Source organism: Edaphobacter aggregans DSM 19364, from assembly GCF_000745965.1.
GTDB classification, from domain to species: Bacteria; Acidobacteriota; Terriglobia; order Terriglobales; family Acidobacteriaceae; genus Edaphobacter; species Edaphobacter aggregans.
In genome coordinates this window covers 1-20980 of sequence record NZ_JQKI01000023.1, presented here as the reverse complement: position 1 = coordinate 20980, position 20980 = coordinate 1, and the positions used below count along the sequence as shown (strand labels likewise).

Sequence of the window (20980 nt, the reverse complement as noted above, 5' to 3'; positions counted from 1 at the left end):
GACAGAGAGTTCGACGTGAGCGGAGGGCCTGAGCGGTGGGAACTAGAAGAACGATGCGGCAGCCGAACGATGCCCGGCTGCCGCATCGTTGGGTGAGGTTAGCTCATTACGGCAGCGATCGCCGGATCGGTCACGCTGTCTTCGCCGGTCTCGAGGTGTCCGGCGATGCGCTGCTGGAAGGTGGGGTCGGAGTCGACCTCGACGATGAGGTCGTACCAGCCGTAGGTTTTGCTGAGGTTGAAGTGGTGGTTGAGAGGCTGGCCGGGGTTTAGTTTGTGCGTGGTCTTTTTGTTCGTGTAGACGTCGGTGATGCTGACCTGAGCGGTTCCGGCGAGGTTAATGATATCAAGCGAGATTCCGGACTGCAGGATGTCAGGGTGCACGATGATCTGCAGGTTGGCTTTGTTCTGGCCTGAGAGGCTGCCCATGAACGAGCGGAAGAAACCGTTGGGGCCGAAGACGGAGAGGTCGTAGGCGTTCTGGTTGCCGGTGTTGTAGCTCCACTTGTCGGAGACCTGAGCAGAGGGCTCGACGGTGTAGGTCCAGGGGCCGGCGTTGGTGTTGCCCGAGCGGACGTGGAAGACGGCGGCGGATTTGCCGGTGTTGCCGAAGTTGAGGGTGACGGTGTCGTTCGCGGGATTGATCTGCGCGTGAACGCTGGGCTGATAGGGGACGGCGCGAGCCGGACGTGTGCCGGACTCCTGCGTGGGCATCGCCTGATCGGTGGGAGGAACAGGTTTGTAGTCGGGATGGCGCTGATCGTCGGGTGGAAGGTAGCCGATGGTGCTGGGCAGCGGCACGGTGGCGGCGTTGGGCGATTTGAAGTTGAAGGCGGAGGTGAGATCGCCGGTGACGGCGCGGCGCCACGGGGTGATGTTGGGTTCATTGATGTTGGCGTGATTGCCGAAGCGGCGCTCGATGAACTGGATGAGCGAGGTGTGGTCGAAGACCTCGGAGTTGACCCAGCCGCCCTTGCTCCAGGGGGAGATGACGATCATGGGAACGCGCATGCCGAGACCGTAGGGGCCGGGGGTGGGGTTGTTGTTGTCGCCGCCGAAGATCTCGTTGGTGATGGGGACGGTAGAGAGGCCCTGAGCGCGTGTCTGCGGCGGGACAGGCGGAGGCATGTGGTCGAAGAAGCCGTCATTCTCGTCGTACATGAGGATGAAGGCGGTCTTGCTCCAGACGTCGGGGTTGTCGGTGAGGATGTCGAGGACCTGCGAGATGTACCAGGCTCCGTAGTTGGCAGGCCAGTTCGGATGCTCGGTGTAGGACTCGGGCGCGACGAGCCAGGAGACCTGCGGGAGATTTCCGGAGGCTACGTCCTGTTTGAAGATGTCGAAGAGGGAGCCGCCTTTGAGGATGTTAGTTCCGGTGCGGGCCTTCTGAGCGAGCGGTGAGCCCTCGGGGGCGTTCTGGTACTGGTGGAAGTAGAGGAGGGAGTTGTCGCCGTAGTTGCCGATGTAGGGGTTGTCGCCGGTCCATCCCCAGAAGCCGGCGGCGTCGAGGCCTTCGCCGATGTCCTGGTAGATCTTCCAGGAGATGCCGGCCTTCTCGAGGATCTCGGGATAGGTGGACCAGTCGTAGCCGGCTTCGGCGTTGTCGACTACGGGGCCACCGTTCTTGCCGTCGTTGCCGACCCAGCCGGTCCACATGTGGTAGCGGTTGGGATCGGTGGGTCCGAGGAGCGAGCAGTGGTAGGCGTCGCAGACGGTGAAGGCGTCGGCGAGGGCGTAGTGGTAGGGGATGTCGCTGCGGGTGAGATGCGCCATGGTGGTGGTGCCCTTCTGCGGGACCCACTGGTCGTTGTTGCCGTTGTTCCATGCGGCGTGGGTAGTCTCCCAATCGTGGGCGAGGTCTTCGAGGAATTGCAGGCCGAGATTGGGGGCTCCGGGATGGAAGGGAAGAACGTAGTTGTTGTTGCCGTTGGGCTGCTTCCAGACGGGATCGCCGTTTTGTAGCGTGACGGCACGGGGATCGCCAAAGCCACGGACGCCGCGGAGGGCGCCGAAGTAGTGATCGAAGGAACGGTTCTCCTGCATCATGAAGATGATGTGCTCGACATCGTTGATGGTGCCGGTGCGGTTGTTGGCGGGGATAGCCAGCGCGCGAGCGATGCTGGAGGGGAAGGAAGCGGTGACGGCGCCTGCGCTTAAAAGCTGCAGGAATGTACGACGATCGGTAGCCATGTGGGAGGGCCTCGCAAGTGAAGATTGACTGCTCAGAGAGGCTAGTGCGCGGTTATTTCTAGGGTGTGACAGGAAGGTAATAAGTCTGCAACGAGTGCGGATAAGGTGGGCGCGCGGTGGTTGCATGCGAGCTGACGAAGCGGGCAAGTGGTTGTCCTCTTGCATGCGGGACAATCGTTTGTCTTTATTGATGCGGGTGGTTGATTTTCGTTGACAGGATTTTGAACGCAATGCTTCTATGGTCGCCGGTCAAATTGACCGTAGCTCAAACCAATTGGTCATCAAGGAGACCTCCCCGTGAATATTTTGCGAACAGTAACACGTGTGGTTGTTTGTTTGGGCGTCCTGAGTGGGACGCTTTTTTCAGCTTTGTCGGTACAGGCACAGACTTGGAAGCATCCAGGAATTGTTGTTAGCCAGGCGCAGCTGGATGCGACGAGGGCGGCGTATCAGGCAGGGGATCCGGTGGTTGTGGACCAGGTGCAGAAGGCGATGGCGAGCAACTACGGCGTGTTGAGTTACACGGTGCAGGGGCCATGGCCGGGCGGGATCAATCAGTGCGGATCGAACTCGACGCCGAACAACGGATGCCTGATGGCGGACAACGATTCGAACGCAGCGTACGTGCAGGCGCTGCTGTGGTACGTGACGGGCAATCAGACGTATGCGAATAAGGCGATCAACATCATGAACACGTATGCGCGGAATTTCAGAGGGTATGCGGGGACGAACGGGCTCTCGTGCCCGAGTGGAACGGACTGCTCGAATGGACCACTGCAATCGGGCTGGGATGCGGAGAAGTGGCCGCGGGCGGCGGAGATTATTCGCTATGGCAAGACGAGTGGCGGTGCGGGCTCGGGTTGGGCTTCGTCGGATATTACGGCGTTCAAGAACATGCTGAACAACATCTACCTGCCGGTGATTCAGAACGGTTCGGGCGTGAACGGCAACTGGGACATGTCGATGATCGACGGCGTGATGCAGATTGCGGTGTTCACGGAGAATGCGGCGATGCTGTCGCAGGCGCGGACGCTTTGGCTAGGGCGAGTGCCGGACCTGTTCTATCTGAACAGTGTTGATGGAGGGACGCATGCTCCTTCGCCGAGGGGAAATCCGAGCTGGTTTGGGCAGTCGGTGTTCAACTCGAGCACGAACAATGTGGGGCAGGAGACGTGCCGGGATCTGAGGCATATGGAGGACAGCATCGCTTCGACAATCATGACGGCGGAGACGGACTGGATTCAGGGCGGGTCCCTGTACACGGATGCGGGGAGCCATGCGCAGGAGCGAATTGTGGGTTCGATGAACCTGATGGCGGGGTTTGAGAGCGCACGGACGGGAGGGCCGGACACGACGATTACGGCGCCTTCAGGGTTCTGCACGAGTTCGGGCGCGACGAACATTGGGAAGATCAGCGTGGGACCGGGGACGACGTATGTGATTGGGTACAACCACTACCACAACCGGCTGGGTGATCCGAACATGGCGGATGGGTCGGGGACGAGCGGGCAGCATGGGACGGGCAATGTTTATCGCTGGATTCAGAACGGCCTGCTGCCACAGAGCCTGACGTCGGACCAGGGCAATCACATGACGCTGTTCGAGGCGCTGACGCATACGGCGATTCCGGCTGCTCCGGGATGCCAGACGGTGGGCGCGACGTGGACGAACTCGTCGTTTACGGGGCAGACGGGAACCTTCACGGCTACGTTTACGGCGACGCCTTCGAGCAATGGCATCAACACGGTGATGGGGCTGAGCAGTGGACCGCAGAGCGCTTATACGGGGCTGGCGGCGATTGTGCGGTTCAATCCCTCGGGGGATATCGATGCGTATAACGGCACGGGGTACGCTGCGGCGTCGACGATTCCTTACTCGGGAGGGACGACGTACACGTTTGAGTTCGACGTGAATGTGGCGGCGCAGACGTACACGGTGTATGTGACTCCGCAGGGCGGGACGAAGACGCTGGTGGGACTGAACTATGGCTTCCGCACGGCGGCTGGCACGCTGAATAACTTTACGGTGTACGCGCAGGTTGGGGCGAACACGGTATGCGGCTTTACGGCGGCGGCGACGACTCCGGTGTGCCAGAACGTGACGGCGTCGTGGAACAATACGTCGTTCGCGGCGCAGACGGGGACGTTTACGGCGACGTTCACGGCGGTTCCTTCAGCGAACGCGATCAACACGGTGATGGGATTGAGCAATGGGCCGCAGAGCGCTTACACGGGCTTGTCGGCGATTGTGAGGTTCAATCCGTCGGGGGATATCGACGCGTATAACGGCACGGGGTATAGTGCTCAATCGACGATTCCTTATACAGGGGGGACGACGTATGGGTTTGAGTTTGTGGTGAACGTGCCGGCTCAGAATTATTCGGTGTATGTGACGCCGTCGGGCGGGTCGCAGGTTCTGGTGGGATCGAACTATGCGTTCCGGACGACTGCGAGTACGTTGAACGATCTTTCGTCGTATGCGCAGGTTGGTTCGAACAACGTTTGCATGCTGAGCGTAGGCAACTGATTGTTAAACAGAAAAGAGAACGACGGCCGGATGGGTATCCGGCCGTCGTCCTTGCAGTGGAGGGAGTGCGGGCGGCAGGAGCGCGTGGGAAATCTTCGCATAGGGGGTTCTTCAAACATCTCTATTCTTTTGTCGTGATCCTTTGCTTGGAAATGCGCTCAATGTTATGCCGGGTTAGGGTAGTGTCAATGAACACATTGCGCAGACCTAGAGATGCTGGGAAAGGCGATTTCGATGGCGGAGTGGGAGTTTGGCCACTGCATGCTTTTTTTTGACTGAAGTTTTAGGGAACTCCCATGACGCAGCCTTCGTATTGTCGATCAGAGGGTCATCCTATGAGCCGCTTCGCTATCTTGGCAGTCGCCTTGATCGTAATCGTAGCCATCGGTTCTCAGCCCCGGCACGCTGGGGCCACGAGTAAGTCCATGTGCGTCTGCATCCCGGCTCGGGCGGGATTAATCCTGAAGTCGGCGATTGCGAAGACGCAGGCACGGTCCGCGGAGCTATTTGCTGTTAGCCAGTAACAGGCTGGCGCAACTGCAATCCCTGGCTCTCGCCACTGGAAAGGGCGATCGGCGTCGAAGTGGAATTATCATCAGGATTCGAGTGACTAACAGTCATACCATCTTTCGCATCAGCAGTCCGGGGCCGAAACGAGTTTCGGTCGTTCCGACGATATTGAAACCACATGCGCTGTAAAAGTCGTGGGCGTGGGGATTACCGATAACACAAAGCGCAGAAAATCCCTGCATGCGGGCGATTTGAACACAGTGGTCGACAAGCGATCTTCCGACACCACAACGCCGGACTTCGGGGTCAACGAACAAGGCGTCTAGTTCGACGTCTCCGTCCGCCCCTGGTAGCAACGCAGCAAATCCAACGATCGAGCCGTTTCTTTCCGAGACGAACACCGTACCCGCCGCTATCTGATCGATCGACAATTCAATCGCATCGGGGTGGGCGAGCAAAGCGTCACGATCGCCAGCATTGGTAAGTGACGCACGCCATTGCAGGGCCTCAAGCTCTTTTTGCTCAGAGATGGCCGCGCAACGAATGACGAAGCTACTCACAGCGCAGGAGTGTAGCATCCTAAACGTAACTTCCGGCTAACGGGCTATCCAGAATTGACCAAGCACTCGTTTTACTTCTTGGAGTTGGCTTGCTTCTTTTGCGCTTCGAGGAAGCGGCGCATGCGGTCGAGGGAGCGGGCTTTGCCGAAGACGATCATGCTTTCGAGAAGCGGCGGCGAGGTGGCGCTGCCGGTGATGATGGCGCGGAGGAGCATGAAGTTTTCTTTGACGGACCACTGCTTCTCTTCGCCGAGTTTTTTCAGGGCGGGCTCGAGGTTTTCGTGGGTCCAGTCGGCGGCTTCGAGGACGGCGAGCTGCTCCTGGGCGAAGGCGAGGGTCTCTTCGGGGGTGCGTTTCTTGGGGAGCCAGACGTCGGCGGGTGGGAGGACGTTGTCAGAGAAGAAGAAGCTGGTGAGGTCGCCGAACTGGGTGAGGGTCTCGATGCGGGTCTGCATGAGGGCGGCGATGTTGCGGAGGTAGTCGTCGCCGAAGACGCGGTTGCGGACGGCGAGGAAGAAGTCTTCGGGGGCGAGCTTGCGGAGGTACTCGCCGTTGAGCCACTTGAGCTTGGCGAGGTCGAAGACGGGGCCTCCGACACGAATGTCGGTGAAGACGAAGTTGGCGACCATCTCGTCGAGGGTAAATTTTTCGATGACGCCGTCGGGGCCGGCGAAGTCGGCGGGCATGCCTCCGCCCATGAGGCCGAGGAAGTTGATGATGGCCTCGGGGAGGTAGCCGGAGTCGCGGTAATAGATGAGGGAGACGGGGTTTTTGCGCTTCGAGATTTTGGATTTGTCGATGTTACGCAGCAGAGGCATGTGCCAGAAGCGCGGGATTTGCCAGCCGAAGGCCTTGTAGAGCAGGACGTGCTTGGGGGTGGAGGAGATCCACTCCTCGGCGCGGATGACGTCGGTGATCTGCATGAGGTGGTCGTCGACGACGTTGGCGAGGTGGTAGGTGGGGAAGCCATCGGACTTGATGAGGACCTGGTCGTCGACGTTGCCGTGCTCGAAGGTGATGGAGCCGCGGAGTTCGTCACGGAAGGTGGTGGAGGAGGTGAGGTCGCTGCCGTGCGGGGGGACGGCGAGGCGAATGGTGTAGGGCTTGCCTGCGGCTTCGTTAGTGGCGATCTGATCGGGTGTCAGGCGGCGGCAGATTCCGGGGTAGCGCGGGGGGAGCTTGGCGGCGAGCTGCTGCTTGCGGACGGCTTCGAGCTCGTCGGGGGTGCAGAAGCAGCGGTAGGCGGTGCCGTTGGCGAGGAGGATGTCGGCGTGCTGGCGGTAGATTTCGGTGCGCTCGGACTGGCGGTAGGGGCCGAAGGGGCCTCCGACGTCGGGGCCTTCGTCCCAGGTGAGGCCGAGCCAGTGGAGGGAATCGAAGATCATCTGCTCGGAGGTGGGGACGAAGCGGGTGCGGTCGGTGTCCTCGATGCGGAGGACGAATTTGCCGTTGCGCTGGCGGGCGTAGATCAAGTTGAGGAGGCCCATGTAGGCGGTGCCGACGTGGGGGTCGCCGGTGGGAGAGGGGGCTATGCGGACGCGGATGGGGGCTTCAGTGTTTTCAGTGTTGGTGCTCGTCATGATGGTGGCCAAACTTCGATGCTAGCAGAGTTGGGCCAGGCCCTTCATGAGCGTTACGGCTGCTCGCCGTAGATGCTGATGGTGAAGCTGGAGTCGTTGAAGCGGTAGGAACGGGAGAGGCGGAAGGATGAAGACTTTTTGTGGATATCGTAGTGGGTTCCGGTGACGACGGTAGGGACGGAGAGCAGGCAGGCGGCGTGGAGGGAGTCGATCTTGGACTTCCAGGCTCCGGCGAGGATGTTGGTAATCTCGCCGAGGGCGTCGTAGACGGTGTCGTCGAGGGATTCGACCTCGATGCCGAGCATGGCGGCGGCGATCTGCTTGGCGGCGGCCTCGTTGACGACGACGGAGTAGGCTCCGCTGACCGCTCCGGCGAGTCCGATGACGGCGGTGAGGGTGATGGGGATGTTGGTGGGAGCGATTCCGGTGTCGGAGACGGTGACGGGGGAGCCGAGCATGAGGGCGAAGACCTCTTCGACGGACCGGTCGAGGAGAGTAGTGTCGTTGATGGCGTTGAAGAGGGGGCTGGATGCCGGCGCGTGTGTGGGTTGGATAGTGGATTGGAGCATGGAGTACGGTCGGCCTCCTTGGCGTATGGGTGCTTTATCGGCGGGGTAGGGAAGGGGATGAGGGCGGGGCAAAGAAAAAGGCCCGGACTCTTTCGGAGTCCGGGCCTTTGGTTTAGGGTTGGGTTAGAAGTGGTACTTCACGGAGAGCTGCAGGTTTCTCGGTCCTGAGCGAACGGGCGTGGCCTGGTTGCTGATGTTGCCGAACTGAGAAGATTGGATGTTGCTAACGGGGTTGCCGAGGTAAGCGCTGTTGAAGACATTGTCAGCGTCAGCTCGGAAGTTGATCTGCTGCTCATGCCAGATGGTGAAGTCCTTCGTGACCGATGCACCGTAGGTCTGGAAGCTCGGTGCGCGCTCGGACAAAGGGGGAGCCGTACCGAAGGTTCCGTTGGCGGGTTGACCGTAAGCACAGACTCCGTTATCGACGCCTGGTGTGGTGCACGGTATGGCCGATGGATCGGTGCCGAACCAGTTATCGATAGATCGGTCCACAATCCTGAGCTTACGGTAGTGATTGGCGCGTTGCGATCCGCTGTTGACGAAGGAGTTATTGCTGGAAGTGTTCATGTTGACGGGGAAGCCGGAATAGGCGACACCAGTCATGCCAATCTTCCATCCACCGACGATCTGGTCGAGGATGATGGGCATGTTGGCAGCGAACTGGCGGTTCCGACCGAAGGGAAGATCATAGACGATGTTCCAGTTGACAGCGTGACGGACATCCTGACCTGCCGGTCCGTACTCGTTGTGCATGTTGTAGACGTTCTCCGCGTATGGGCTGGGATTGTTGATGCTGGGAGCACCGTAGAATCCGATGCTGTTCGTCATGGCGCGGCCGTAGGTGTAGTTGACCATGTACTGCAGGCCACGCGACAGACGCTGGCGAACCGATGCCTGTAAGGCGTTGTAGTTCATCATGGCGTTGGAATCGGTGTAACGAATGTTGCCGTTGTAGCCGACGCCCGGAGTTGCGTAGAACGGTGCCGGGGCCTGCGCAAGGCATGCCGCAGATGGAGTTGGAGTTGCTGGATCCACGAACGCTCCATTGACAACGCAGGGATTGCGCAACTGGTTCCTTCGATTCGCAGTGATGAGATGTTGACCGGATTCTCCGAGATAGCCGACCTGCACAGAAGCACTGCTGCTCAACTGATATTCCAGGGTCAGGTTGTACATGTTGATAAATGCCGGTTTGATCTTCTTGTTCCACACGTTGTAGACGGCTCCTGAGGCTGCGGGGCCTGCAGCAGGATTGCTAAAGCCGTTTTGGACGATGAAGAAGGAGCCGGGTGAGGTTGCCGACGCCTGGTTACCGCTAGCCTGGTAACTGGACTGGAAGGGAAGATTGGTGGTCATGCGGAGATTCGCACCGGTTCCTTCCATGTAGTTCTGCAGGCCGTATCCGCCGCGAATGACCCACCGAGTGGTCGGGGAAAACGCGAAACCGATACGCGGCATGACGCTTCCATAGTAAGCATCGACGAGGGCACGGCTGTATCCGGCGGCCTCAGCTTGCGGGCTTCCGGCAAGCAGGATGACCGAAGGATTGTTGGGGTCGATCGTGGACATCTTGTTGTTGACTTCATAGATCGGCTGAACGTATTCATACCGCACGCCGAGGTTGACGGTGAGTGTGGGAGTGACCTTCCAATCATCCTGCGCAAAATAAGCACTGCGCCAGGAACGCATGCCGACCGGTCCGGCGACGCCGCCTTTGCTGACAAAGCCTGCTCGGTTCAGCATAAAGTCGGCAGCGGTGTAGCCAGTCGCTCCTGCCACGGTCGGGGACGCTGTTCCGGCTCCGAGGAAGTAGAAACCGCCGAGGGAGCCGTCGTTGCCTGGGTAGAAGTTGTTCTGCTGCTGGCGGAGAAACTGAACACCGAACTTAAAGGTGTGGCGGTCCTTGAGCCAGGTGAAGTTATCGCCGTAGAGGAAGGTATTGAGTGTGTAGTTGGTTCCCAGGTTGGCGTTACCGAGTGTGGTGTACTCGGTTCCGTTGGAGGCGGTGAAGCCCTGTGGGCTTGCGGAGTTACTCATCGCCAGGGCGGAGAAGCCTGCGAAGGCCTGCGCCTGGCTGGCGGGATCGTTGGATCCGATGCCGAGGATACTGTTGCCGTTGAGTCCGAAGACGCCGGTGGGATCGAGGAGTACGGCGCCGTTGTTTTGGATGCGGGTATAACCTGCGCGGAATTCATTGACCATGGACGCGTTAAACGTGTGGACCGCATTGATAGCGACACCCCGCACCGGGAAAGTAGGCGCGCTGGCAAAGCTGATTGGCAGGGGGTTAATCGTGGTCTGGCCAAAATCGCCCCAGCTGAAGCGACCAGACACGTTATCTCTTTCGGTAGCTTTCCAGTCGACTCTGGCATCCATCTGGTCGCCGTAGTTGCGAAGCTTCTGCTGTCCACGATAGTTGTTAAGGGCCGGCGATCCGCGGTTGGGAGTCTGGTTTGGCAGCGGATACAGTTCGGGATGCTGCAACAGATAGTTCAGTGCGGGATTGTTGCCAACCGGAATCCTGTTGTTGGGATAGGCCGGCGCTCCGGGTGCGGTTGCGTCGTAGAGCTGAATCAACTTTGCGGTACACGCTGCTGCTGTTGTTTCGGTACCCGTGCACATGATGTTTGGATCGAGTAGTTCAGAGAAATCACCTTGGCGCTGCCTGGTGGTGAGGACGGTCGCCTGGGTGGGACCTGCAAGGTGATAGCGGCCACCCTGATAGTCGACGAAGAAGAATAGTTTGTCCTTGAGGATAGGGCCGCCGAAGGTGCCGCCGAAGAGGTTACGCGTGAAGGAGTTCTTCGGTGTCGCAGGCGTGGTGTGCTGGTTGACCCAGCTATTTGCGTTCAGGTTGTAGTTGCCGAGGAAGTAGAAGGCGCTGCCATGGAACTGGTTGGTGCCGCTCTTTGTTTGAAAGAGAATGTCGCCGCCGAGAACGTTGCCGTACTCAGCAGGGGCGTTGGCTGAGATAACCTGCACCTGTCCGATGGCGTCGACGCTTGGGTTGTAGCCTAGGATGTCGTCGAGGGTCTGGTTGATGTTCATACCGTCGAGCAGGTACTGGTTCGCCTGCTGGCGGTTGCCGTTGACGGATACGGTAGTGTTGCTGGTTACTGGACCCGAAGAACTCAGCGGTCCGGAGACCGCGCCCTGGTTGACGAAGCCGTTGGGGTTGGTGCTGACGGCGCCGGGAAGGAACATCGTCAGAGCGACGATATTGCGGCTGACAAGCGGAACGTTCTCGATAGCGCGGGTGTCGAGCGTGGTGGAGAGTACGGGGCTCTCAGTGTTGATCAGCGGAGAGATCTGGGCTTCGACGGTAACCTTCTGCTGCTGGTTCTCAAGGGCAAGCTTTGCGTCGATCTTGGCGTTCTGGTTCGTCTCGAGAGCAAAGGGGCCGAAGACCGTGGTTCCGAAGCCGGTGGCGGTGACCGTGACCTTGTAGTTGCCGATCTGCAGGAAGCGGAGGTTGTAGACGCCGTCATCGTTGGTGGTCGTCTCGGTGACGACTCCGGTGTCGACATTGGTCGCCTGGACCCTGGCGTTTGGAATGACGGCGCCGGAGGGGTCGGTGACGATGCCGTTTACGCCTCCGGTGATGGTCTGCGCCCATGTTGCTGCGCTACCAATCAGCAAGATGAAGACGGCAATGAATTTTAGATACATCGATCTGAATTGCATCGTTAGTCTCCCTTAGAAGTAGTTATGAAGGCGGCGAAGCGGGTGTTTGCTCTACGGCTGGGGTGGCGGAGAGAAAGCATCGGTGGTCGTTGCTTGCTCTGCTCCAACCTCGTGTTGTGTCTTCGACCGCGACGTTTTTGTCGAGCGGCGTTGGCAAGATATCGCAAGGTATCAGTTGCTGCTGCCAGCGGCGATTTGATCTGACTCGGGTGCCTCCTTTATGGGGATTTGGGGTTTCTTCCATGCGTTCGGGACCTTAGGGAGGGCCCGAATTTTGTCATGAAAGGAACATGAATTGTCGCTCTCGGCGCCCGGGAAAGTCCATCGAAATTGGACCAATTCGGGTGCCCTGGGACGAAAGGGGCGAAGCGTGTGACGAATAACAGGGGCGAGCGGCGGCGCCCGCGGCGCAGGGGATGAATGCTGTGTAGTTGTCTGGACAACCGTAAGTTCAGAGGTGCGATCAAGAGTGTCTCCGTGAAACGGAAGTTCACTGCAAAATCAGCTGCTCAGAAACTTTGAAACGGGAACTTTGAAACGGGGCCCTGCGAAGCAATGCCGAGTTCGGCTCAAGGCCGGATCGACATGGAGTGATGAAAAACGTTGTTGGGATCGTACCGCTGTTTGACCTTCTGAAGGAAGGGATAAAGTTCGCCTTCGCCGTAATAAAGCTGCGGCCAGAAGGGGTAGGCGAGCATGTCGGCGTCGGGATAGTTGATGTAAGCGCCCTCGTACTGTGCGTTGTACCAGGGGGTACCCTTGTGGTTCGGATCGGCGTCGGGGCCGGAGTAGAGGTCGGCGTAGAAGTCGCGCATCCACTGGAGGCGGCCGGCGTCGTCCTTTGGATTCTGCCAGTAGCTCTGGAACTGGAGCTTGAGGACGGAGGCTCGCTGGGGGATGGAGGTCGTTTTGGCTAGTTCGGGCTTGTTGACGGCTCCGCCGTAGGAGTCGGCGGCGAGGATTCCACTCATCTCGGTGCCGGGGATCTCGCGGGTGAGGTGCTTGTAGATGATGCGGGCTTCGTCGCGGGTGAAGCCTCGCTTCATGTAGGAGGACTTGTACTTGGCGCGAGCGGCGCCGCCGATGCCGCCGTGCACGGTGGCGTCGTACCACGCCTGGCGGTTCATGTTGTGCGGGCCGGAGCAGGGAAGCGGGGTGCCATCGGGTTTGGTGAGGATGCGGGCGGAACCGGCCTTGTCGCTGTGGCGCGAGTCCATGGACTGTGGCTCGGCCGCGACGGGTTTGCATGGCTGAAAGAGATCGATGAATTCGTTCAGGACCTTGAGGTCGTCGCAGGTTCCATCGGGATTGCAGAACTGTACGGAGATGCCGATGCGGCCGGAGGAGCGGTGCGAGAGGCCGAGGAAGGTGAACATGCCCCAGGTGTCGGGGTCCTTGCCGCGAGTCTCCATGTAGTGGCCGTAGGTGGTGAGGATGGCCTCGAAGCGCTCGGGGGTCATCTGCTCCCAGGGGAAGGACATGCCGACGTTCACGACCTCGCGGGGAGCGACGGGCATCTTGTCGAAGTAATAGGCGGTGATGATGCCGAAGTTGTTGCCGCCGGCTCCGCGGCAGGCGCGGAAGAGGTCGGGCTCGTGCATGCTGTCGACGCGGCGCGGAATGACTGTGCCGGAAGCGTCGACGGTGAGGATGTCGACGGCGGAGAGCCAGTCGACGGTGAGGCCATGGAGGCGGCTGAGGACGCCGTAGCCTCCGCCGGATATGTGGCCGCCGGCGGCGACTGCGTAACAGGAGCCGCCAGGGAGGGTGACGCCATAGTCCTTGTAGAGCTGGGCGTAGGCATCGCCGAGGCGCATTCCGGGGCCAATCTTGTAGGTGTGCCCGCTGCCTGCGGCCTCCATGCTGGTGAGTTGGCTGAGATCGAACAGCACGCCGCCGGGGTTGTTGCTGACGAAGTCCTCGTAACAATGGCCGCCAGAGCGAATGGTCGGGCGCAGGCCGGCGCGGACGGCCTTCTGCAGGGACTCGGCGACATCGTCGGGATTCAGGCACAGCTCAACGCGGCCGGGAGCATCGGCCTCGGAGGCAGGCCAGCGAAGGTTGTTGCCCTTCCTCAAGATTTGAAAGCGTGGGTCCTGCGGCAGAACGGTGATCGACATGCTGCTCCTAGATTCGGTCTACGGTGCGGGAGGTGTGCCGCGGGAAAGTAGGGGCCAAAAAAGATTTGTGTTCCGGAGACGGTGCAACAGAGGTGTAACTGATAGTGGTTGCGATGGTTCGGTCTCCGTTTTTCTTCAATTGTTCTGGGTGGGACGATTTCATTACACTGCGATGAATATGTCAATCGGTCGGTTGCCATGGAGTTTTATAGGTCAAAAGACCTATTGATTCACGGCCTATAGGGGGAAGGGTTTTGCGCGGCAGCTTCAATAATTCATTGAAAATAAAGGGCACGGTTGTAAACCCATAGAAACTTTCGGGAATGGTCTAAGTGGCACATTTGGAATGGGATAGGAACAGATCGGCAGTTTTGGACGATAATCAGGGCCGTGATGGGGACTAAAACACCCGTCCGAAACGGTTTGCCCAACCGATTGCGGAAGGCAGTGGAGTTTGGCTGAATTTGACAAGGCCGTTTCACCACTCCACCGATGGCCAGCAGGGCGATTTTCGGTCGCAATGTACTGCGTGGCTTCGGAGCTACCCAAGTTGATTTTGCCATTCAGCGGCAATTTCAACTAACTGAAAAGCTGCGGCTCAACTTCCGCTCTGAGTTCTTCAATATCTTCAACCACCCCAACTTCGGTTTCTCCAACAACAACCTGACCAGCCCTCTGTTCGGCCGCTTGACACAAACGCTGGCGAGCAGACTCGGCTCCGGCGGCCCCAACGGCGGCTTCAATCCGCTGTACCAGATCGGCGGCCTGCGATCGATTCAACTGGCACTCAAGCTTCAGTTCTGAGGAGCACACGATGCCGCGGTTCAGCGCCAGGCAGTCTCGCGCGGCTTCCCTGCGACAGGTCGTCGGAGCGACCGTGGAGTGTCACAAGGCATCAACACGGGTATGTGTCATGCGCGTGATTTGATCAATGAACTGACATACGTATCGGTGTGAGGTTCATAGGGGAAGCCTCGCGTCCGAACAAACTGCCATCGCCCTGATTGTTGACTGTGCGTATGACCGAATATACGGCATCATGCCTGCCGCTTCGCAAAAGCGGACCTGCTGAAGTCGGCGATCCGGAGGTAATCCTGAGTTCCGCCTCAAAGGGGCGGCAGATTAGCTCAGGATCTCACTTCTCGGAAGTCAAAGTGGGACTGGCAAGCACTCCGGGACACCGTGCGTCAGATTCAGGCAATTCGCACCTACTACGACTTTCCGGACATCGACATTGATCGCTACGAAATTGATGGCCAGGTGATGCTCGCTACGCGCGAACTGAACGTCGACAAGCTTCCGGCGAGCAGCCGAAACTGGATCAACGAGAAGCTGATCTACACCCATGGCTACGGTATTACGATGAACCCGGTGAATGGGTTCACGACCGAAGGGCTGCCGAGGCTGATGCTGAGCAACATGCCCGTCCAGAGCACGGTGCACGGCCCACCGTCACGCGCCCAGAGATATACTTCGGCGAGCTGACCAACACCGACGTGTACGTCAAGACGCGGCAGCAGGAATTCAACTACCCGCAAGGCCAGACCAACAGCCTCACGTCCTACGAGGCCGCTGCAGATCGAGGCGCGAAATTGATCAGAACGCGCAGCTTGCAGGACAATTGACGCTGTGGAATCGGCAAGGCTCGCGCGTGCGACGCGGAGCGCTCTTAGTGATTCCGTGCGGACGCGCGCTGTTGTATGCGGAGCCGATTTACTTGCAGGCTGTGCGAAGCCCGATGCCGGAGTTGCGCGTCGTCGTGCTCGCGCTTCAAGATCGGCTCGCGTACGTACCGACCTTCGAGGCGGTGCTGACGGATCTTTTTGGCGGAGGAGTCTCGTCCGTGAGCCCTACGGAGCCGGCGCGAGCCGCTTCGGCCGCCGCCGCGCCCCAGCTCGCAGCAGATCCCAACTCACTCATCGCAGAAGCCGCCAAAGACCTTGCCGACTACCAGCGCCTGACAGCGGAAGGCAGGCTCGGCGAGGCTGGGCAGAAGCTTGAAGAGCTGAAACGCACAATCGACAAACTGAACGCGCGTTAACGATAGCTCCGCCGGATGCTCCGTTCCTATCTTTCGAAGTCTTCGTAGTGACGAGAATTGTTTCCTAATAGCCCTTTATTCGGGAGCAAAGCTCTGCTTAGTCATCTGTTCGACAAGCCGGTTATTCACTGAAGTGATTCTGGCCAGGAAGGGGTGACGACCTCGTTGCTCAACGCTCTCCGGTCGATTCAAAGAAGAGGTCTTCGTGCAGCAGGCCGTAGTGGTTCTGTCGCCATTTCGTCCGTCTCCTTCGGTTTTAGTTGTGTCTGCTTTCTTGAGCTTCGAGCAGATTGCATTCTTATGGGTGGAGGGTTTCTGCAGATGACTACCACCCCCAGGATGTGTGCGATTGTGATTGGGATGGTAATACTTTATCGCGAGGTTGTTACATTTCGTCCCTCGTTTTCCATAAGCCGAACGCGGTTGGAGATGTGTCATTTCCTAGCGTAGCGCCGCCGGCGATTGTTGTTCTGGTTGAGCAAAAGCGCTCAGCTGTGCCCCAAAGGTCCACTTGATAGTTTTCCCCCGGAGATTCAGATCCCGAATCCAGAATACGAGCGCCAACGCTCCGTTCGGGATGAAACGGGCTGGCCGGCATCTGGTCCCTTATCTCAGAACGGGGCATAGGAACCAAAGACAGGAATTTTCGACCCGGAAGGAATTACTCGATCTAGGGAGAATTCGGGGTGAGAATTCGGTCCAGGACTGATTTGTAACTACGCCCATGTACGCTGCTGAATGCCGGTTGATTCTAAGTCCAACCTCTTGAGCAATCTACGCAGAGCTCGTTGTTTGGCCCTACGATTGCGAGATGTCTCGAACCTCGTGATCGCGCCGCGGGCACGGTGCGGATGCGGAAGCGTGGGAACCAACCGACGGAGGATTTTTCATGAAAACAGGTATAGCGCTCGCGACTACCCTAATCGCCATAGCAAGCTTCCCGCTGATGGCGCAGCAGTCACCCGCGGCCAATCAACCAGCCAGCCCCGCCACTCAGCAGAACGCTTCAGGCACGGAGGCGGCGACAGCGACTACTCCGACCGCGAACCCGACAGCATCCGCCATAGAGATGAGTCCAATCAACGGCGAACTTGTGAGCAAGCTCGACTCAAAGACCGCCAAGACCGGCGACAGCGTTGTGGTCCAGACCAAGACATCAGCAAAAACTGCCGACGGAACCGAGATTCCTAAGGGGTCGAAGCTGGTAGGCCGTGTGATCGGCGCGCAACCGGGTGGGGCGGGCGAGAATTCTCAAGTGGCGCTCCTGTTTGACCACGTCGAGCTGAAGGGTGGACAGAGCGTGCCGGTCCATTCGCAGATTCAGTCGATCGCTCCGGCGGGAGGTGCGGCGTCGGCCAGCGGGCCCGCCGCCATGAGCGGGCCACCGGCGGGCAGCTCCTCTAACCCGAGTGCGAGTGGGACTCGCAGCGGCGGCGAGGCGAGTGGCGCGCCGCAAGGCACAGGCGGCTACGGTGGGGCAGCTGCTGCAAGTGGTGGCCCTGCGGCAGGAACCGTCGTAGCCAAAACCGGCCAGATAGCCATCAGCACAACGTCGATCCCCGGGGTGCTGCTGGCGAACAATGTGCCGGGGCAACAAGATCCTAGAATGGCTCAGGCTTCCAGCATCCTGCTCGGCGCGAAGCAAGATATCCAATTGGACAGCGGCACGCAGATGGTAGTTGGCGTCTCTGCCGCGGGAGGGGGAACGCAGTAATCGGCAATGGTTGGGCATGGGCGATTGCCCGTTGCCTGGGGCTGAGTCAGAAACCTGACGGAAAGGTTGGCGCTTGATGAGCCAAAGGCCGGAATCTGTCTCCGCGCCTTTGGCGTTGTGCGAACGAACCCAACGGTAGCCTCGGAGGCGTCAGCGAAAACTCTGTGGCTGGATTCGCAGAGGTCGGTTCGAGCCTATAGAGCGATGTATCAAGGCTCACCAAGCTATACCTTCAAAACACTCTCACGTAACTTCGCCTTCGCCTGGTCGCTCTCCACCTTTGGTTCGATCCCAGTCCTGGGGTCGTCAAAGCGCCTTGTGCTCAGGCCGAAGGCGGCACGTGTCAGTTCAACGGAGTGGGACAAGTCGCTTATGGTGCCGATGGCAAATTCGTGACGAAACCGATAGTTCAGAACGGTATCGCCTGCAACCTCAGTTCCTTTAGCAGCGATCCGGCTCCTAACTTCCACAAGGCGTGCTACTACCGGCTCTATAGAGGACGTTTACCATCCCTCGGTGAACGCAAAGTCAAGACAACGGCGCGCTAATAAAATGATCCGCGAACTCCGCAGCCTTGGCTACCGCGTCGAACTCGTGGGGACTCCAGCATGACAGTGGAAGATTTTCGACCCTGTAGGGCTCTTGCATCCCCTACAACATGCCGGTTTAGCCCGGCGCTCTCCGGATAGCCCGTCGCTCGCCCTCGACTCAGAAACCAAAGATCAAGCAAGCCCAGCTCGCCACGAACCCCGTTATATGCCCAGGTAGATATGCACCGAATCCAGAATCGCTCTGGAATAAAGTTGACGGTGGATTCTGTTGGTCATCATCACTCAGGCCGTCTCGGACTTCTATAATGCGAGAGATGTCTTCGTCAGAAAAGAATCAGCGATCGCTGGAAGCTGGCATCGTTACCGATTTCAAGCATCGGATGAGCTATGCAGGCTACCTCTGCCTCGACGGTCTACTCTCGCAACAGCGGCCGCTCTCCCAGCCACCGCACCATGATGAAATGCTGTTCATCATCCAGCATCAAGTCTCGGAACTCTGGATCAAACAACTGATTCACGAGTTGGAGGCGGCGATCCGTTATGTGCAGCAGGACCAACTCGATCCTTGCTTCAAGATTCTGTCGCGCGCCAAGCTCATCCAGGTGCAACTCTTTGAGCAATGGGCGGTACTGGAAACGCTCACTCCATCTGAATACATGGAATTTCGCGGAGTGCTTGGCCATGCCTCCGGCTTTCAGTCGTATCAGTACCGCAAGCTTGAGTTTCTGTTAGGGAACAAAAATCGGGATGCGATTAAAGTCTTTGCCCACGATCCGGAGATCCATCAGGCTTTGCAGTGGGCGCTTGAGTCTCCCAGCCTATATGACGAATTTCTAAGACATCTCAAGCGCCGCGGCCTTGCTGTTCCTAACGTGTGCGTCGAGCGCAATTGGTCCGAGCCTCATCAGAAAAACGATGAACTAACAGAAGTTTTTCGGCAGATCTACGAACATCCACGTGAGCACTGGGACGCATATGAGATGTGCGAAAAGCTGGTCGATGTGGAAGAGTATTTCCAGCTCTGGCGCTTTCGCCATATGAAGACCGTCGAGCGCATCATTGGCTTCCGCCCTGGCACTGGAGGCTCATCCGGCGTTGGTTTTCTACGCCAGGCACTGGAATTGACTTTTTTCCCTGAGCTTTTTGCCGTTCGTACAGGTCTGAGACAACGATGATCCGTGCAGCAGCAACGAGCCGTACGATGGACGAAGCGGTTTCACAACTCGGCCCTGGTTCGCTTACGGAAGAATCTGTGCAACAGCACATTGCACCGTTGTTTTCCCGCGTGTTGGCCAGTGATCGCGTCTACCTCGCCAACCACTCTTTAGGCCGTCCACTCGACGCGATGGCAGAGGACGTGCGCGAAGCAACTTCGTTGTGGGAAACAAAGCTCGGCGATGCATGGGATGCCTGGCTTGAAGAACAGGAAGGCTTTCGCGCTCGCATTGCCCAACTCATCCATGCTCCGCGCGTCGATTGCATCGTGCCAAAGACTTCTGCTGGACAGAGCCTGCGTGCTGTGTTGAATGCGCTGCCCGGAACCCCGCGCGTCTTGAGCACGCGTGGAGAATTTGACTCCATCGACCTGCTATTGAAGCAGTACGCTTCGCTTGGACGCATAGAAATGCGTTGGGTTGAAGCCGATGCTGAGGGCCTATTTACTGTGCCGGGGATAATGCGGCACTTACGACAGGAGATCGATCTCGTCGTGATTTCTCAGGTTATGTTCATGAACGGACAAGCCGTGCATAATCTGGAACAGCTCGCCGAGGCGTGCCACAGTGTTGGCGCAAGACTGTTGGTCGATTCCTATCATGCTATCGGCGTCCTTCCCGTGGATGTTGCTGCCATGCGCGCAGATTTCGTTATCGGCGGCAGTTATAAGTATCTTCGCGGTGGGCCCGGTGCATGTTTTCTCTACTTGTCGCCTGATATTCTTGCCAGCGGACTGCGCCCACTCGATACAGGTTGGTTCGCGCGCGAAAATACGTTTGGTTATGAGCGCTGCGATCCGCCCATCTTGCGTGCAGGTGGCGACGCCTTTCTCGAATCGACCCCTCCTGTGCTTACTTACTATCAGGCACGCAGTGGGCAGCAGTTTACGCTGGCCCTAACTGTAGAGCGTTTGCGTGAGTATGGACAAAAACAACTTAGCCAGCTAAAGCTTTATCTTGCTGATGCTGGAATAGAGGCAATTGGAGGCGATGCCGACCACGGCGCCTTTCTCTCTGTTCGCCAAACGAATGCCAGTAAGCTTGCAGAAACAATTGCGGAGAGGAATGTCATCACTGACGCTCGGGGTGAGTGGCTGCGTCTTTGTCCCGATTGCCTCACACGGGAGGAAGAGCTGCGAACAGCGGCTTCTGCCTTACACAGAGCGCTGGAGCAAATGCATTCCTGACTAGCGTCAAGGGTACGTCCCCGCATTGGGTTATGGCTGTAACTGGTACTTATATAAGCACCTAAGGCGCTAGCTAGAGATCGCCCTCCACAAAGAGGCGAACGCGAGAGCCTAAGAATTGCCCTTTGACCCGGATAGTCTCGCAACAGGGTGTAACCGGACTGATAACAAGCTGGTGAACCGAGGACCTAATCGGTAAGGTGAGGTTTGTTTGAATGTAAGTCAGTGAGGAGCACGAGGTGTTGCACCGTGGCAGCGTAAAAAACCTGCCTGGGAATACAAAACATCAGGATCATTCGGTGCGCAGGCTGCCAGGTCCCGCAGATGACGGGCTGGGCGACGAAGGCAACTTCCGAGGCCCCTTTCGGTTTGTTTCGGGACTGGCAGAGAACACAAACTCAATCTTCTGTGCGGACTCTTTGGAGTCTCAGACAGCAAATGGATGTCCGGTTCTGCGGAGAGCAGGAACCACCAGCCGAGAGGCACTGTTGCGTAACCACGGATTCTGATCAGACGAAAGCGCGCTCTCCCGAGC

The 20980-nt window shown here is 58.5% G+C and carries 14 protein-coding genes; 8 read left to right on the top strand and 6 right to left on the bottom strand.

The features are described 5' to 3' along the window. Positions 1-98: 98 nt before the first annotated feature. Positions 99-2189 carry a phosphocholine-specific phospholipase C gene (locus Q363_RS11720; RefSeq protein ID WP_035350311.1) on the bottom strand — a complete coding sequence of 697 codons (2091 nt, stop codon included), beginning with the start codon at positions 2187-2189 and terminating at the stop codon, positions 99-101. Between the two features lie 297 nt (positions 2190-2486). On the opposite strand from Q363_RS11720, the gene Q363_RS36005 reads away from it, so the two are divergent. Further along, on the top strand, positions 2487-4715 hold the full coding sequence (locus tag Q363_RS36005) for an alginate lyase family protein (protein WP_157466760.1): 2229 nt from the start codon (positions 2487-2489) through the stop codon (positions 4713-4715). Between the two features lie 617 nt (positions 4716-5332). Here Q363_RS36005 and Q363_RS11700 read toward each other — a convergent pair. The 5 genes from Q363_RS11700 to Q363_RS11680 all read right to left on the bottom strand — a co-directional run bounded on the left by Q363_RS11700 (position 5333) and on the right by Q363_RS11680 (position 13738). After that, positions 5333-5785, bottom strand: coding sequence for a GNAT family N-acetyltransferase (locus Q363_RS11700; RefSeq protein ID WP_245632171.1), 453 nt, complete (start codon positions 5783-5785; stop codon positions 5333-5335). A 71-nt stretch (positions 5786-5856) separates the two neighbouring features. After that, the gene (gltX, locus tag Q363_RS11695; RefSeq protein ID WP_051978684.1) at positions 5857-7365 is read right to left on the bottom strand and encodes a glutamate--tRNA ligase; all 1509 of its coding nucleotides are present in this window, start codon (positions 7363-7365) and stop codon (positions 5857-5859) included. 53 nt (positions 7366-7418) lie between these two features. Further along, positions 7419-7934 (bottom strand): chemotaxis protein CheX, encoded by a 516-nt coding sequence (locus Q363_RS11690; RefSeq protein ID WP_035350305.1) that lies wholly within the window; start codon positions 7932-7934, stop codon positions 7419-7421. A gap of 123 nt (positions 7935-8057) precedes the next feature. Continuing rightward, the gene (locus Q363_RS11685) at positions 8058-11618 is read right to left on the bottom strand and encodes a TonB-dependent receptor (RefSeq protein ID WP_051978669.1); all 3561 of its coding nucleotides are present in this window, start codon (positions 11616-11618) and stop codon (positions 8058-8060) included. A gap of 569 nt (positions 11619-12187) precedes the next feature. Further along, positions 12188-13738: an FAD-binding oxidoreductase gene (locus tag Q363_RS11680; protein ID WP_035350304.1), complete on the bottom strand. Its 1551-nt coding sequence runs from the start codon at positions 13736-13738 to the stop codon at positions 12188-12190. A gap of 492 nt (positions 13739-14230) precedes the next feature. On the opposite strand from Q363_RS11680, the gene Q363_RS11675 reads away from it, so the two are divergent. The 7 genes from Q363_RS11675 to Q363_RS11645 all read left to right on the top strand — a co-directional run bounded on the left by Q363_RS11675 (position 14231) and on the right by Q363_RS11645 (position 20445). Further along, the gene (locus Q363_RS11675; protein ID WP_035350302.1) at positions 14231-14542 is read left to right on the top strand and encodes an outer membrane beta-barrel protein; all 312 of its coding nucleotides are present in this window, start codon (positions 14231-14233) and stop codon (positions 14540-14542) included. A 378-nt stretch (positions 14543-14920) separates the two neighbouring features. Beyond that, on the top strand, positions 14921-15223 hold the full coding sequence (locus Q363_RS43960) for a UPF0182 family protein (RefSeq protein ID WP_035350300.1): 303 nt from the start codon (positions 14921-14923) through the stop codon (positions 15221-15223). A gap of 11 nt (positions 15224-15234) precedes the next feature. Then, positions 15235-15363 carry a hypothetical protein gene (locus Q363_RS45410; protein WP_281175985.1) on the top strand — a complete coding sequence of 43 codons (129 nt, stop codon included), beginning with the start codon at positions 15235-15237 and terminating at the stop codon, positions 15361-15363. Further along, positions 15360-15779, top strand: a complete 420-nt coding sequence (locus Q363_RS43955) for a hypothetical protein (protein WP_035350298.1) — start codon at positions 15360-15362, stop codon at positions 15777-15779. Before Q363_RS45410 ends, Q363_RS43955 begins: the two co-directional genes overlap by 4 nt. An 889-nt stretch (positions 15780-16668) precedes the next feature. Then, entirely contained in the window at positions 16669-17493 is an 825-nt protein-coding gene (locus tag Q363_RS11660; RefSeq protein ID WP_035350296.1) for a hypothetical protein, read from the top strand. A gap of 865 nt (positions 17494-18358) precedes the next feature. Then, entirely contained in the window at positions 18359-19219 is an 861-nt protein-coding gene (gene kynA, locus Q363_RS11650) for a tryptophan 2,3-dioxygenase (RefSeq protein WP_035350292.1), read from the top strand. 26 nt (positions 19220-19245) lie between these two features. Next, entirely contained in the window at positions 19246-20445 is a 1200-nt protein-coding gene (locus Q363_RS11645) for an aminotransferase class V-fold PLP-dependent enzyme (protein WP_245632170.1), read from the top strand. The last annotated feature ends 535 nt before the right edge of the window (positions 20446-20980 follow it).